Origin of the sequence: Streptomyces sp. JH002, assembly GCF_050916115.1 — a bacterium.
Classification (GTDB): Bacteria; Actinomycetota; Actinomycetes; order Streptomycetales; family Streptomycetaceae; genus Streptomyces; species Streptomyces xiamenensis.
In genome coordinates, this window is sequence record NZ_CP087989.1 from 2,071,908 (window position 1) to 2,086,211 (window position 14,304).

The 14,304-nt window shown below is 72.0% G+C and carries 12 protein-coding genes and 1 tRNA gene; 5 read left to right on the plus strand and 8 right to left on the minus strand.

Annotated elements, in window-relative coordinates:
- Positions 1-62: 62 nt before the first annotated feature.
- Positions 63-1,652 (plus strand): MDR family MFS transporter, encoded by a 1,590-nt coding sequence (locus H7827_RS09000; protein ID WP_432744025.1) that lies wholly within the window; start codon positions 63-65, stop codon positions 1,650-1,652.
- Here H7827_RS09000 and H7827_RS09005 read toward each other — a convergent pair.
- The gene (locus tag H7827_RS09005) at positions 1,571-2,371 is read right to left on the minus strand and encodes an alpha/beta fold hydrolase (protein WP_432744028.1); all 801 of its coding nucleotides are present in this window, start codon (positions 2,369-2,371) and stop codon (positions 1,571-1,573) included. The two genes, H7827_RS09000 and H7827_RS09005, sit on opposite strands and share 82 nt — an antisense overlap.
- Before the next feature lie 174 nt (positions 2,372-2,545).
- Between H7827_RS09005 and H7827_RS09010 the strand changes: the two genes are divergently transcribed.
- The gene (locus H7827_RS09010) at positions 2,546-2,794 is read left to right on the plus strand and encodes a hypothetical protein (RefSeq protein WP_200368551.1); all 249 of its coding nucleotides are present in this window, start codon (positions 2,546-2,548) and stop codon (positions 2,792-2,794) included.
- Positions 2,795-3,053: 259 nt separating this feature from the next.
- On the opposite strand, the gene H7827_RS09015 is transcribed toward H7827_RS09010, so the two are convergent.
- The 3 genes from H7827_RS09015 to H7827_RS09025 form a co-directional block, all read right to left on the minus strand.
- Positions 3,054-4,748: a tetratricopeptide repeat protein gene (locus H7827_RS09015; protein WP_386537504.1), complete on the minus strand. Its 1,695-nt coding sequence runs from the start codon at positions 4,746-4,748 to the stop codon at positions 3,054-3,056.
- A 344-nt stretch (positions 4,749-5,092) separates the two neighbouring features.
- Positions 5,093-5,166 (minus strand) — tRNA-Met (locus tag H7827_RS09020).
- Positions 5,167-5,243: 77 nt separating this feature from the next.
- Positions 5,244-8,192 (minus strand): UPF0182 family membrane protein, encoded by a 2,949-nt coding sequence (locus H7827_RS09025; RefSeq protein ID WP_386537501.1) that lies wholly within the window; start codon positions 8,190-8,192, stop codon positions 5,244-5,246.
- 114 nt (positions 8,193-8,306) lie between these two features.
- On the opposite strand from H7827_RS09025, the gene H7827_RS09030 reads away from it, so the two are divergent.
- Positions 8,307-8,849 (plus strand): PPA1309 family protein, encoded by a 543-nt coding sequence (locus H7827_RS09030; RefSeq protein ID WP_386537498.1) that lies wholly within the window; start codon positions 8,307-8,309, stop codon positions 8,847-8,849.
- Between the two features lie 76 nt (positions 8,850-8,925).
- Here the strand turns inward: H7827_RS09030 and H7827_RS09035 are convergent, their stop codons facing one another.
- From H7827_RS09035 to H7827_RS09050, 4 genes are all read right to left on the minus strand, one after another.
- Complete coding sequence (locus H7827_RS09035; protein WP_200364592.1) at positions 8,926-10,017, minus strand: YlbL family protein; 1,092 nt, start codon at positions 10,015-10,017, stop codon at positions 8,926-8,928.
- A gap of 25 nt (positions 10,018-10,042) precedes the next feature.
- The gene (locus H7827_RS09040; RefSeq protein ID WP_030737215.1) at positions 10,043-10,261 is read right to left on the minus strand and encodes a hypothetical protein; all 219 of its coding nucleotides are present in this window, start codon (positions 10,259-10,261) and stop codon (positions 10,043-10,045) included.
- 107 nt (positions 10,262-10,368) lie between these two features.
- Complete coding sequence (locus H7827_RS09045; protein WP_386537493.1) at positions 10,369-10,812, minus strand: molybdenum cofactor biosynthesis protein MoaE; 444 nt, start codon at positions 10,810-10,812, stop codon at positions 10,369-10,371.
- A 170-nt stretch (positions 10,813-10,982) separates the two neighbouring features.
- Positions 10,983-12,122 (minus strand): SDR family oxidoreductase, encoded by a 1,140-nt coding sequence (locus H7827_RS09050; protein ID WP_432744033.1) that lies wholly within the window; start codon positions 12,120-12,122, stop codon positions 10,983-10,985.
- 133 nt (positions 12,123-12,255) lie between these two features.
- On the opposite strand from H7827_RS09050, the gene H7827_RS09055 reads away from it, so the two are divergent.
- Both H7827_RS09055 and H7827_RS09060 read left to right on the plus strand, forming a co-directional pair.
- Positions 12,256-13,701, plus strand: coding sequence for a zinc-dependent metalloprotease (locus H7827_RS09055; RefSeq protein WP_432744035.1), 1,446 nt, complete (start codon positions 12,256-12,258; stop codon positions 13,699-13,701).
- Positions 13,698-14,228, plus strand: coding sequence for an NUDIX hydrolase (locus H7827_RS09060; RefSeq protein ID WP_432744037.1), 531 nt, complete (start codon positions 13,698-13,700; stop codon positions 14,226-14,228). Before H7827_RS09055 ends, H7827_RS09060 begins: the two co-directional genes overlap by 4 nt.
- Positions 14,229-14,304: the final 76 nt, after the last annotated feature.

Genomic DNA, 14,304 nt, shown 5'->3' on the forward strand with positions numbered 1-14,304 from the left:
ATCGGCCTCGGCTAACTTACTGACCGACCGGTAAGTGCGAGTCGGCTGGACGGACCACCCTCATGGCTTCACCCACGCCCCAGGAAACCCCCGCGGCACCCTCCTTCACACCCCGCGAGATCATGCTCACGATGAGTGGTCTGATCATCGCCATGACGCTGGCGATGCTCGACAACATGATCGTCGCCCCGGCGCTGCCCACCATCGTCGGCGACCTCGGCGGGCTCAACCATCTCGCCTGGGTCACCACCGGCTACCTGCTGGCCTCCACCGCCGCCACCCCCCTGTGGGGCAAGCTCGGCGACCTCTACGGCCGCCGGATCACCTTCGTCACCGCCGTGGTGATCTTCCTCATCGGTTCCGTGCTGGCCGGCGCCGCCCAGAACATGGCCGAGCTGATCGCCTTCCGCGCCCTCCAGGGCCTGGGCGCCGGCGGCCTGATGGTCGGCGTACTGGCCGTCATCGCCGAGATCGTGCCGCCGCGCGAACGCGGCAAGTACCAGGGCATGATGATGGCCGTCATGCCGGTGGCCATGATCGGCGGCCCGCTGGTCGGCGGCTTCATCACCGACAACTTCAGCTGGCGCTGGGCCTTCTACGTGAACCTCCCGCTGGGCCTGGTCGCCCTCGTGGTCTGCTGGCTCACCCTGGCCCGGCTGCCGCGCGGCGCCGCCGCCACCGGCGCGGCCCGCCCCCGTATCGACTGGAGCGGCGCGGCGCTGCTCACCACCTGGATCACGGCCCTGGTGCTCATCACCAGCTGGGGCGGCACCGAGTACGCCTGGGGCTCCCCGCAGATTCTCGGGCTCGCGGCGCTGACCGTGCTCGCCTTCGCCGCTTTCGTCACGGTGGAACGCCGGGCCGCCGAGCCGGTGATGCCGCTGTCGGTGTTCACCAGCCGCAACTTCTCCCTCGCCGGGACACTCGCCCTGGTCGTCGGCTTCGTGATGTTCGGCGGGGTGACGTTCCTGCCGCAGTACCAGCAGTTCGTCCAGGGCTCCTCCGCCACCAACAGCGGGCTGCTGCTCATGCCGATGATGATCGCCGCGATGGTGATGTCCCTGGCCGGCGGCCAGCTCATCAGCAGAACCGGCCGCTACCGCGCGCTGCCGATCGCGGGCACCGCCCTGATGGCGGTGGCCCTGCTGCTGTTCACCACCATCGGCACGGACACCTCCAAGACCACCGTCGCCCTGTACATGGTGCTGATGGGCCTGGGCATGGGCTGCCTGATGCAGACCACCACGCTGATCGCCCAGAACAGCGCCCCCGCGAAGGATGTCGGCGCGGCGACCGGCGCGGTGACCTTCCTGCGCAACATGGGCGGTTCGCTCGGCGTCTCCCTGCTCGGCGCCGTCTACACCTCGCACGTCACCGGCAACGCCGGAGAACTCGGCTCCGACGTCACCCAGATGACCCCCGAACTGCTGAAGTCCCTGCGGGAGCAGTCCCGCGAGATCTTCCAGCGGGCGGTGACGGAAGGCGTGACCGCCACCTTCTGGTGGGCGGCGGTGATCGCGGCGGCCGGATTCGTGCTCGCCTGGTTCATCCGCCAGGTGCCGCTGCGCGGTTACGACGCGCCCGCGTCGTCCCCGGAGCGCAGGAAGTCCAGCACCAAGGGCGAGGAGATGGCCGAGAACTCTTCGAAGTAGGCGTGCCGCGCTCCCTCGATCAGCTCCAGCCGGGCCCCGGGGATCCGGCCGGCGAGCAGCGGGGCGTTGGCCACGGGGTTGAACCGGTCCTCGGTGCCGTGCAGGACGAGCGTGCGCGCGCCGATGGCGGGCAGCGCGTCCCAGGCGTCGTGCCCGTTGCTGGCCAGCAGATGGCGCCGCCTGGCGTACCCGGGCATGGCGCCGTCGCCGAGCGTCGCGTACGGACCGGGGTGGGCGGCCGTCCAGCCGGGGGTGTACATCAGGTCGATGAGCGCGCGCCGGATCTCGGCGGGGGTGCCCTGAGCCAGCGAGCGGCGTACGTCGTTGCCGCGCTCCACGGCGTGCGGCCCGCCGGGCGAGGTGCAGCCCAGCACCAGCGACCGCACCCGGTCCGGGTACGCCGCCGCCATCCACTGGGCCACCCGGCCGCCCATGGATGTCCCGTACACGTGGGCCCGTCCGATGCCGAGCGCGTCCAGCACGGCGATCACATCACCGGCGAACCCCCGGGTGCTGTACGGCACATCGGGCTTGTCACTGTCACCTGTCCCGCGCCAGTCGAGGGTGACGGTACGGTGCGCGGCGGCGAAGTCCGCGCGCACCGAGTCCCACCACTGATGGCTGTTGGACTGCCCGGCGAGCAGTACCAGCGGCTCCCCGGCGCCGGACACCTGATACGCGATCCGGACCTCGTCTGCGGCAACGGCGAACTCACCCACCCCGCCATTCTCCCGCATCTGCGAGGATGACCGGTATGACGATCACCAGCGAGGCGGATGCCGCGTAGCCGGCCGGGCCGGGTCCGCGCCGGTCTTCCGCGCCGTCCCCGGCCGGGAGACCGCGAGAGAACGATCCCTGGACTCTCCGGGTCCGCGCTCGCCGAGATACGCCGGGTGGAACGCCGGGACGCCCGCCTGTGGCCGGGCTCGGCCGGCCGGGCGTGGGAACGCTGGCGGGACTTCGTCCGGCACCCGGACCGGCGCCAGTGGGACCTGTACGAGACCGGCCTGTGCACCGAGTGGGCCTGCTGCGGTGACCCCTGGGAGGCCCGCGAGCGGCTCGACACGGTGCTGGCCGCGATGTCCCGGCGCGGTGCCCGCGAACTGCGCCGCCTGGTGGACGCCTTGGACGCCCGCTACTGAACCGCCGGGCCGACGGTGCCATCACGGACCCCACGGGACCACACGCGCCGACGCAGCCCGGTGCCCGGACCCGGAACGATCAGCGCCCCATGGCGCCTGATGCCCGGGCCGGCCATCGACGGGTGCCGGCCCGTACCTGCCCCGTCACACGCCGGGACGAGGCGGCCCTCCGCCCAACCCGTGACGCACCGACGCGCCTCGGTCAGGGCCGGTGAGGGCCGGCGGATCGGGCCACCGCCCGGTCCGCCGGCCCCGGCCGTCAGGCCGTCAGCTCCTGGCGCAGCGCCTCCCGCAGGCGGGCGGCGCGCTCCGCGACCTCCGGCGGGCCCAGCTCCATCGCGCGGGTGCACCAGATACCGCCCGCGTCCAGGTCGCCCCTGCGCGACGCCAGCAGGGCCAGGCGCAGCGCGGCGCGGCCGTGGCCGGCCTCCGCCGCCCGCGTCCACCACAGCGCCGCCTCCGGCTCGCTGCCCTCCCTGGCCAGCAACAGGCCCAGGTTGAACGCGCCGTTGCGGCTGCCGGCCTCCGCAGCCGCCCGGTACCAGCGGGCCGCCGTCACCACGTCGCCCCGCCCCGCCGCGCACATGCCCAGCCGCACCTGCGCGCGCCGGTGGCCGCGCTCGGCCGCCCGCTCGTACCACTCCTCGTGCTCGGTGCCCGGCCGCGCACCCGGCTCGGCAGCGCCCGGCTCCGCGTCCTGCTCCGGCCCGGCCGCGCGCAGCGCGCGCCGCTCCAGCAGCACCGCCAGCCGGAACGCGCCCTCCACACTCCCGCCGTCCGCCGCCACCCGCAACTGCTCCTCGGCACGCCGCAGATCGGCCTCCGAGGAGCCGGGACGCAGCAGACCGACCGCGATCTGCAGCGCCGCCTCCGCGTGCCCGGCCGCCGCCGCCTGCTCGTACCAGCGCCGCGCCAGGGCCGTCTCGCCGCGCCCGGCGTGCAGGATGCCCAGGTTGAACGCGGCGTCGACGCTGCCCGCCTCCGCCGCCTTGGAGAACCACGGCTCCGCACCGGCCGCGTCGCCGCGCTGCAGCAGCAGCACGGCCAGCGCGTTGGCCGCCTCCCGGTGGCCCGCGTACGCGGCCCGCCGGTACCACTGCTCGGCCTGCGCCATGCGGTTGGCCTCGACGCTGAGCAGCGCCAGGTTGAAGGCGCCGTTCATGTCGCCGGCCTCGACCGCCGCCCGGTACCAGCGCTGCGCCTCCTGGCGCTCGCCACGCTCGGCGTGCAGCGCGCCCAGCGCGTTGGCCGCCGGGCCGTCACCGTCGCGGGCCGCGCGCCGCCACCACTGCTCGGCACCGTCGGCCTCGTCGGCGTCCCGCAGCAGGAAGCCCAGCGCACTGGCCGCCTTCGCCTCGCCGGCCTCGGCCGCCTCCTGGTACCAGCGGCCCGCCTCGGCGAGCGCGCCGTCCGCCTCCAGCAGCGCGCCCAGCCGCAGCGCCGCGCCCCGGTGCCCGCGCGCCGCCGCTTGCCGGAACCACGGCTCGGCGGCCGGGCCGCCGTCGGCCCGCGCCAGCAGCGTGGCGTAGCGGTAGGCGCCCTCCCGGTGCCCGCGCTCGGCGGCCATCCGGAACCAGCGCGCCGCCTCCGCCGCGCCCCGGTGGTCCAGCAGCGCGGCCAGCGCGAACGCGCCCGAGGCGTGGCCGCTCTCGGCCGCCTGCCGCAGCCAGAACTCGGCCGCCGTCTCGTCGCCGCGCTCGCGGTGGTGCCGGCCCAGCGCGTGCGCGGCCGGTGCCGAACCCGCGACGGCCGCGATCCGCCACCACTCGGCGGCCTCGTCCGCCCGCCCGGACTGGGCGAGCAGCACGCCGAGATTGTTGGCGGCCGATCGCTCCCCCTCCGCCGCCGCGGCCCGCAGGCGCGGCTCAGCGGTTTCCAGCTCGCCCAAGCGCAGCAGCCGCGCGCCCTCCAGCGCGGCCGCATGGCTGCTCTCGAACCCTGCCTTGTCCCCCATAAGGTCCATAATCGCACCACCTGAAACCTGCGTACACCTGGTATACCGCAGCCAGTGAAGTCACTTGAGCGTTTTGTCGACTTCCCGATATGGATACATCCAAACGCCTCAGCAGGAGTGGAGTTGGGAGCGAATCCGGATGCATCGGTCCGTCGTCACGCAGTATGCCGTCAAGCACTGACAGAACGGCCGCAACGACACAGCGAGTTGACCAGCCTTGACCAGCCATGGAGGAACAATTGGCGTACGACGCGCGCCGGTCGCACCCGCACGCGCCCCAAGTGCCGTCGCACAACAACGAAGAGGGCCCGGGAACCATTTCTGGTTCCCGGGCCCTCAGGCAGTAGCGGGGACAGGATTTGAACCTGCGACCTCTGGGTTATGAGCCCAGCGAGCTACCGAGCTGCTCCACCCCGCGCCGTTTTGTGTTTCTTTGCCCCCTTGCGGGAACAAGTAGAACACTACCACGGGGTGGAGACGCTCCTTCACCGCCGGCTAGCCGTCGGTCTGCTCCTCGTCCTCGTTCCGCGCCGCGGAGTCGCCGGACTGCAGCTGCTCCAGCTCGTTCAGCGCCTCCTCCAGACGTGCCTGCGCCTCGCCGTACGCCGCCCAGTCGCCGTTCTGGAGTGCCGTCTGGCCCTCCTCATAGGCGTCCTGAGCCTGCTGCACCAGCTCCTCGGCGGTCCCACCGCTGGGCGGCGGAGGCGTCTCCTCGCCCTCCTCCGGCGGCGGCTCCTCCGACGGCGGCGTGGGCTCGGCGACCCCGAACACCACGTCCAGCGCCTCGTCCAGCGTGTCCTCGAACGCGGTCTGCTCGCCGTAGGTCACCAGCACCTTCCGCAGCAGCGGATAGTTGGTGCCGGCACCGCGCACGTACACCGGCTCGGCGTACAGCAGCCCGCCTTCCAGCGGCACGGTCAGCAGGTTGCCGTACTCGATCTCCGAGTCACCGCGCTGGAGCAGGTTGATCTCCTGCGCGATGGTCGGGTCCGAGTTGAAGCGGCTCTGCACCTGTTGCGGACCCCACACCGTCGTGTTCGACGGCAGCGTGAGGATTCTCATCGTCCCGTACTCGTCGCTCCTGGTGTCGGCGTCCACCGCCATGTACGCCGCGAGCGTGTCACGGCCGAGCGGCGTGAAGGTGGTGGTCAGGGAGAACGTCTGCTCGTCCTGGTCCGGCATCTTCATGCTCAGGTAGTACGGCGGCACCGACTGACCGCGGTGGGTCGGGTCGTCCGGCACCTGCCAGCGCTCGGAACCGCTGTAGAACTGCGAGGCGGTGTCCACGTGGAAGCGCTGGAGCAGATCGCGCTGGACCTTGAACAGATCCTGCGGGTACCGCAGGTGGTCCATCAGGTCGTCGCTGATCTCCGAACGCGGCTCCACCGTGCCCGGGAAGGACTTCATCCAGGTCTTGAGCACCGGGTCGTCCTGGTCCCACTCGTACATGGTGACCTCACCGTTGTACGCGTCGACCGTGGCCTTGACCGAGTTGCGGATGTAGTTGACCCGGTTCTCCTGGGCGACGACCTGACCGCGCTCGTCGGTCAGCGAGGTCTCCGTGGCCTCACCCAGAGTGGTGCGCGAGGCGTACGGGTAGCCGTTGGTCGTGGTGTACGCGTCCACGATCCACATGACCCGGCCGTCGACGACCGCGGGATACGGGTCGCCGTCGATCGTCAGCCACGGCGCGACCGCCTGGACGCGCTCCTTGGGCGTGCGGTTGTACAGGATGCGCGAGCCGTCGCCGATCGCCCCGGAGTACAGGATCTGCGGCTCGCTCATGGTCAGCGCGTACGCGGCACGCTTGAAGTAGTTGTCCAGCGGCACACCGGAGTCCCCGGTGTAGCTGTACTCGACCTCGCCGTCCTCGCCGGCGTAGTCGATCTCCTGCTGCGGGCCACCCACGATCGAGTACTGGGTGGTGTACTCGCCGTAGTAGATGCGCGGCTCGTACTCACCGAGGTCACCCTGCGGGGGCAGGTCCTGCTCGATGAAGTCCGGCTGGCCGTTGCTGAGCACGTCGGTGCCGCTGGCGGCCACCACGCCGAAGCCGTGGGTGTAGCGGAAGTGGTCGTTGATCCAGTTCCGCTCCGGAACGTTGTTGACGTTCATCTCACGCAGACCGATGACGGTGTCCGTCTCGCTGCCGTCCGCGTTCGGGTAGCGGTCCACGTCCAGGGTCGCCGGGAACTGGTAGTACCCGCGGACCTGCTGGATCTGCTGGAACGCGGGCGAGACGACGCTCGGGTCCAGCAGGCGGATGCTGGCCGTGGCGGTCACGGCGCCGCGCAGCGTCTCCGGCTCGGCGTCGCTGATGCCGGTGTAGTCCTGCAGCTGCGCGTCGTCGATGTCGTAGGACTGCTTGGTGGCATCCAGATGCTTCTGGATGTACGGCATCTCCTTGGCCTGCTCGTTCGGCTTGACCTGGAACTGCTGCACCAGCGCCGGGTAGACGCCGCCGATCAGCACGGCGCACAGCACCAGCAGACCCAGACCCAGCACCGGCAGCTGCCACACCCGGCGCCACAGGGTCGCGAAGAACAGCACCGCGCAGATGGCGGCGATGATCGTCAGGATGGTCTTGGCCGGCAGGTACGCGTTGGCGTCGACGTAGCGCAGGCCCGTCCAGCCGGCGTTGTCCCGGAAGTCGCCGCCCTTGAGCGCCAGACCGTAGCGGTCGAACCAGTACGCGACCGCCTTCAGCGACACGAACAGGCCCAGCAGCACGGACAGGTGCCCGGTGGCCGCCGGGGTGATCCGGTTGCCCGGGGTGGTCACCCGCAGCCCGCCGTACAGGTAGTGCACGAGGGCGGCGGCGATCAGCGACACCACGACGATGGCGAAGCCGAAGCCGATCAGGAAGCGGTAGAACGGCAGGTCGAACGCGAAGAACGACACGTCCTTGTTGAACTGCGGGTCGGTGACCCCGAAGGAGGTGCCGTTGACGAACTGCAGCCAGGTGCGCCACTGTCCGGATGCCGAACCGCCCGCGATCAGACCCACCAGGACCGCGACCCCGAGCAGCACCCACTTCTTGTAGGGGGCGATACTCATCCGGTAGCGGTCGAGGTTCTGCTGCTCCATCGACATCGCGCTCAGCGGCGGGCGCAGCCGGTGGGCCAGCCAGATGTTCAGCCCCACCGCCAGCGCCATGAGGATCCCGAAGGCCGCGAACATCACGACCCGGGTGACCAGCTGGGTACGGAAGACGCTGGTGTAGTCGACCGACCTATACCACAGCCAATCGGTCCAGAACCCCGCGAACATCGCGAAGAGAATGGCCAGACCGGCCAGGATGGCGGCGGTGATCAGCAGGCTCCGGGCGCCCTTGGAGGGGCGATTGAACCCCCGTCCGCCCGGACCTCGGGGGCCTCTGGGCCCGTTCGGACCGCTGGGGCGGCCCGAGCCCCGGTCCGGCATCTGGAAAGCCAAGGTGCGCACCTCAAAGATTCGCGGGTGGATGAAGCCGGGCAGCCCAGGGGTTGCCCACTGAACTAACTTACTCAAGCTTTACTCGGTTCCCGTTTCCGGGGCCCGGGAAGGCACGATATGCCCATGGACAACACGCCCCACATGCCCGCGGCCCCGAACCCCCTGACGCGGGCCGTACTGGAGATCGACCAATACAGCGCAGGACTGGGGTGGGACCGGCCCGCGGTGCTCTTCGCCCTCGTCGACACCGCCCGGCTGCGCGCCAGCGAACCGGGCCTCGCCGACCGCCTCGAACTCGCGGAGGGCGCCGAACTCACCCCCATTGAGCAGGAAGAACTTCCGGACGGCGTGCCGCTGGACGAGTTCTTGGCGACCATCGCCTGGCCCGGGGCGGTGGCCGGATGCGCGCTGACGCTGGAGCGGCTCATGCTGCCGGCCTCGGCCGAGGCGAAGGTGCCCGAGGAGCTGTCCGGGGAAGAGCTGACGCGCTGGGTGGCCGAACACCCCGAGCGCAAGGAGGTCCGGATGACGGTCGCGGTGCTGCGCGACGGCGGCCGTGAATCGGCGCTGCGCTTCCGGGAGAAGGACAGCGACACCGAGGTCCTGACCGGCGCCGATCTCGTACCGGGCCTGGCGGAGGCGCTGTCGGCGACGTTCGAGGAGTGAGCCCGGCGCCCGGCGTCATAACAAAGCCGTAACAACAGCGGCGGGTGGCGCGGCCCGCGGGGTGCGAAGGGGGGTGTCAGCCCTTCGCGCACCGCGGCAGCGCGTCCGTGTCGCCCGTCCTGATCAGCTCCAGGGCGTCCAGCGCGCCCTGGAGGTTCTCGACCTCCACGAGGGTGAGCCCGCCCGGCGTGTCGGCGGCGGCCGCCGCGCAGTTGTCCTTCGGGGTCAGGAAGTACTCCGCGCCCGCGTCCCGGGCCGCGATGGTCTTCATGGTGACGCCGCCGATCGGGCCGACCGTCCCCGCGTCGTCGATGGTCCCGGTGCCGGCCACGAACGCGCCGCCGGTGAGGTCCTCGGGGGACAGCTTGTCGATGAGACCCAGGCTGAACATCAGCCCGGCGCTCGGACCGCCGACATCGGCCAGCTCGATGTCGATGGTGAAGGGGAAGGTGTGCGCGACCCCGGCCACGATCCCGACGATGGCGCGCCCGTCGTCCTGCGCCCCGCCGGTGGTGATGGTGACGTCCCGCGTCTGCGAGGGCAGCTCCCGCCCGGCGTCGCGGGCGGCTTCCGCCTCGTCCGCGGGAACGATGGTGAACACCACGTCCTCGCCCGCCGTGTGCTTGGTGACCTCCTCGGCGACCTGCCCCGGGTCACTGATCTTCGTACCGTCCACGGCCACGATCGCGTCGCCCGCGTGCAGCTTGCCCTCGGAAGGGCTGTCCTTGACCACCGAGTCCACGATGGTCTGGGTGGTGAAGTCGATACCCAGTTCGTTGAGGGCGGCGACCTTGGCGCTCTCCTGGGAGCGGCTGAACTGCTCGGCGTTCTCCTGCTCCACCTCGTCCGCGCTGACATCGTCCGGATACAGGGTGCGGTGCGGGACGACGGCGCGGTCGTCGGCGAACCAGCCGGCCATGGCCTCCAGCAGGTTCATCCGGTAGTTGATCCCGGTGACCCGGACAGTGGTCATGTTGAGGTGACCGGTGGCCTCGTACGTCTCGTGGCCGTCGATGCTGAGCACCGGCTCGTCCGAGTAGTCGCCCAGCGTGTTGACGGTCGGCCCCGGCGACAGCTCCGAGTAGGGCACCTTGACCAGCACTCCGGCGGTCAGCAGAGCTATCAGCAGCAGAGTGGACGTCAGCAGCGTCGCGGTGCGGCGTGGCATGCCTTGACAGTACGTGAGGGGCCGCTCAGCCGTCGGCCGGGGCCCGCTCCCCGGAGGCCGGGCGGAAGGTGGACACCGGGATCGGGGAGCGCTCCATGGCGGAGCGGAACCGGTCATAGCGGCGGACGCCGGCGGCGTCCGCGATACCCCCGACGCCGGTCTGGCGGCGGGTGGCCCAGGTGCCCCACACACCGGCCACCAGCCCACCGGCGACCGGGATCAGCAGCCACACCAGCACGGCCACGACCGACCACCTCCCACCTCGGCGAGCGCTGAATGCTTCGGCAAGACAACGCTCGGCGGAGCGCGGGGGTTACGCAACTGGAGCAGCGCACGCCCCCAGGCGTGTGATCATCCGCACGCGCCCACCCAGTCGTCGGTGCCGTCGTCGAACGTCTGACGCTTCCAGATCGGCACCTCCCGCTTCAGGTCGTCGATCAGCCGGCGGCAGGCGGCGAACGCCTCGGCCCGGTGCGGACAGGCGACCGCCACCACCACGGCGATGTCACCGACCTCCAGCGGGCCGGTGCGGTGCACGGCGGCCAGCGCCCGCACCGGGAAGTCGGCCACCACCTTCTCGGCGACGGCGCGCAGGGCCGCCTCGGCACCGGGGTGGGCGGAGTACTCCAGAGCGGTGACGGCTGCGCCGGACGGGTGACCGTCGTGGTCGCGGACCGTCCCCACGAACAGCGCGGTCCCGCCGGCGGCGTCGTCCCCCACCGCCCCGAACACCTCGTCGACGGACAGCGGCGCCTCGCGTACCGCGAGCAGCCGCACCGGATCGGACCAGCTCATGATGGCTTCGCCTGCCTTCCTGGATCCGCACGCGCGTACGCACGCGCTTCCGGCCCCCACCCAACACCAAGGCTCCCGCGCCACACCACCGCCCCGCTCGTACCGGGGCGGACGACGCGGCGACGCGCGGCTGAGCGGCGGGACGCCGTACCACGGCCCGCCGCGGGCGGTCAGCGTCTGCGGGCCTTGCGGGCCCGGCGGACCAGCGCGGCCGTACCGACCAGCGCCACGGTGGCGCCGGCCGCGCCCAGCGTGGTCGCCGCGTCCTTGCGGCCCAGCCGCCGGCCGGCCACCGTGTGCCGGCCCGCCACCTCGGTGAGCAGTTCGGCCAGCACCTCCTCGTTGGTCCATTCGGGCCGCCAGCCCGCCTCGTGCAGCTTGCTGCCGCTGACCACCCACGGATGCATGGTGTACGCCAGGTCCCCGGCCGGGGACGGGGTCAGGCCCAGCCGGTGCAGCCGGCCCGCCGCGCCCAGGGCGACGGCCGGGGGCAGCTCCATGCGGCGGATACCGGTCAGCTCCTCGACCTCCTCCTGCTCCAGCCAGCCGTCGCAGCCCACCGCCAGCTCGCCCTCGACCCGCTCCAGCGCCGCGTACTCCAGCGCGCCCACCAGGTCCTGCACGTGGCAGAACTGCCAGCGCGGCCGGGAGCCGGCCACCACCAGCAGCCGGGGCGACTCGAAGTAGCGGGTGAGGGCCGTGTCCATGCCGCCCACCAGGACGGCGGGACGCAGCACGGTGACGTTGAGCCCGGGGTGGGCGCGCGGCGCGCGGCGGGCCAGGTCCTCGATCTCCAGGAAGTCCCCGACACAGGTGGCCTCGGCCGTGGCCCGCAGTTCGGCGTCCTCGGCGAGCGGCAGATCGTTGTCCGACAGCGCCCCGTAGACCATGGCGGAGGTGACCAGCACCACCCGCCGCACCCCCGCCGCGGCGGCCGCGGTGAGCACGGTCTGGGTGCCGCGCACGTTGTACGCGGTACGGATCGCGGGGTCCGACTCCAGGTCGAGGTCGAGCGCGAGGTGGACCACGACATCCACCGGGCTTTCGTGCTCGGCGGACTCGCGCGAGATGCCACGGGTGCGCAGCAGCTCGGCGATGGCCGGGTCGCGGACGTCGAGGGTGTGCCATTCGGCGCCCTTGGCGTCCCCGAGGCGCTCATCGAGCGCCAGCACACGGTGGACGTCCGGCGTGGCCAGCAGCCGCTCGGTGAGCAGCGCCCCGACCCCGCCTGCGGCGCCGGTGACCGCGACGGTCAGCGGCGCCTTGGGGCCGTTTCGCGCTGCGCGAACGGTTGGCTCCGGGGAACTCACAGGACTTCTCCAGCGGTTGTTTCAGTACGACGTGCGCAGGCCCCATCCTGCCTGAGAGGTGTCTAGGCTGGAGGCAGAGACCAGCGATTCAGGCACGTTGGTTCCGTCCGACGACACAGAGCCGAGGATTCCCGTGAGTAACTTCCCCTTCGGATTCGGCCTCCCGGATGACCCCGACGACGACCCCGGCAAGAAGAAGGACGGCCAGGGCGGCGGCGAGCTGCCGGGCGGCGATCCGCTGTCGGCGATGTTCGGGTCGCTGGGCGCGGGCGGCCAGATGAGCCCGCAGGATCTGGGCGCCGCGTTCCAGCAGCTGGGACAGCTGCTGTCCTACGAGGGCGGCCCGGTCAACTGGGAGCTGGCCCAGAACGTGGCGCGCCAGACGGTCGCGCAGGGCGCGGCCGACGGTTCGAAGGACACCAGTGTGGGCCGGCACGAGCGTGAGCAGGTCGAGGAGGCCATGCGGCTGGCCGACCTGTGGCTGGACGGGGTCACGGCGCTGCCCTCGGGGACCGGCACGGCGGTGGCGTGGAGCCGCGCCGAGTGGGTCGAGGCGACCCTGCCGGTGTGGAAGGAGCTGGTGGACCCGGTCGCGGAGCGCGTGGGCGCGGCGATGAGCGACGTCCTGCCGGAGGAGATGCGGGCCATGGCGGGCCCGCTGCTGGGCATGATGCGCTCGATGGGCGGGGCGATGTTCGGCACCCAGATCGGGCAGGCGGTGGGGGTGCTGGCCGGTGAGGTGGTGGGCTCCACCGACATCGGGCTGCCGCTGGCGCCGGCGGGCAAGGCGGCCCTGCTGCCGGTCAATATGACGGCGTTCGGTGCGGGCCTGGGGGTCCCGCAGGACGAGGTACGGCTGTATCTGGCGCTGCGGGAGGCCGCACACCAGCGGCTGTTCGCGCACGTGCCGTGGCTGCGCTCGCACCTGTTCGGCGCGGTGGACGGGTACGCGCGCGGTATCCAGGTCGACACGGAGAAGCTGGAGGACCTGGTCGGGCAGCTGGACCCGAGCCGGCCCGAGGAATTGCAGGAGAAGCTCCAGCAGGGTCTCTTCCAGCCGGAGGACACGCCGCAGCAGAAGGCGGCGCTGGCCCGGCTGGAGACGGCGCTGGCGCTGGTGGAGGGCTGGGTGGACGCGGTGGTGCACGCCGCCGCCGAGCCGCACCTGCCGGCCGCCTCCGCGCTGCGCGAGACGCTGCGGCGGCGCCGGGCGACCGGTGGCCCGGCGGAGCAGACGTTCGCCACCCTGATCGGTCTGGAGCTGCGGCCGCGCCGGCTGCGGGACGCGGCCCGGCTGTGGGCGTCGCTGACGGACGCGCGCGGGGTGTCGGGGCGGGAGGCGCTGTGGGCGCACCCGGACCTGCTGCCCACGGCGGAGGACCTGAACGACCCGGACGGTTTCGTCCACCACGAGCAGCCGGACTTCTCCGAGCTGGACCGGATGCTGGGCGAGGCCTCGCAGGACGGCCAGGAGTCGCGGGACGGCCAGGAGTCGCAGGACCGCCCGCGTCTGGAGAAGGACGGCGACGACGGGAACGGGGACGGCGGCAAGGACAAGGGCGGGGACGACACCAAGTGAGTTCCCTGCACCAGGACGCGGCGCGGGTGCTGGAGGCGTGGCCCGCGCCGGACGGCGCGCAGGACAAGCTGCGCGCCGAGTACGCCGCCCATCTCGCGGCGCACCCGGACGGCATGTGGAAGGCGTGCGCCGCCGGTCATCTGACCGCGAGCGCGTTGATCATCGACCCGGAACGGCGGCAGGTCCTGCTCACCCTGCACCGCAAGCTGCGGATGTGGCTGCAGACCGGCGGCCACTGCGAGCCGGGCGACCCGACCCTGGCGGACGCGGCGCTGCGCGAGGCGACGGAGGAATCGGGCGTCCCCGGCCTGCGGCTGCTGCCCGAGCCGGTCAATCTGGACCGGCACAGCACCCCGTGCGCCGTCCATCTGGATGTGCAGTACGCGGCTGTGGCCCCGGCCGGCGCGCGTGAGTCCATCAGTGAGGAATCGCTGGAGCTGCGCTGGTTCGACTACGAAGAGGTCCAGGAGATCGCGGACGCCTCGGTGGTCCGCCTGCTGGAGCGCACCCGCGCCGCCCTGCGCTAGACCGTGGCCGGCACTGCCACGAGACCACGGCGCCGGGCGGGCTGTGGTCGTCGTGGCAGTGCCGGCCGTGCGGGGC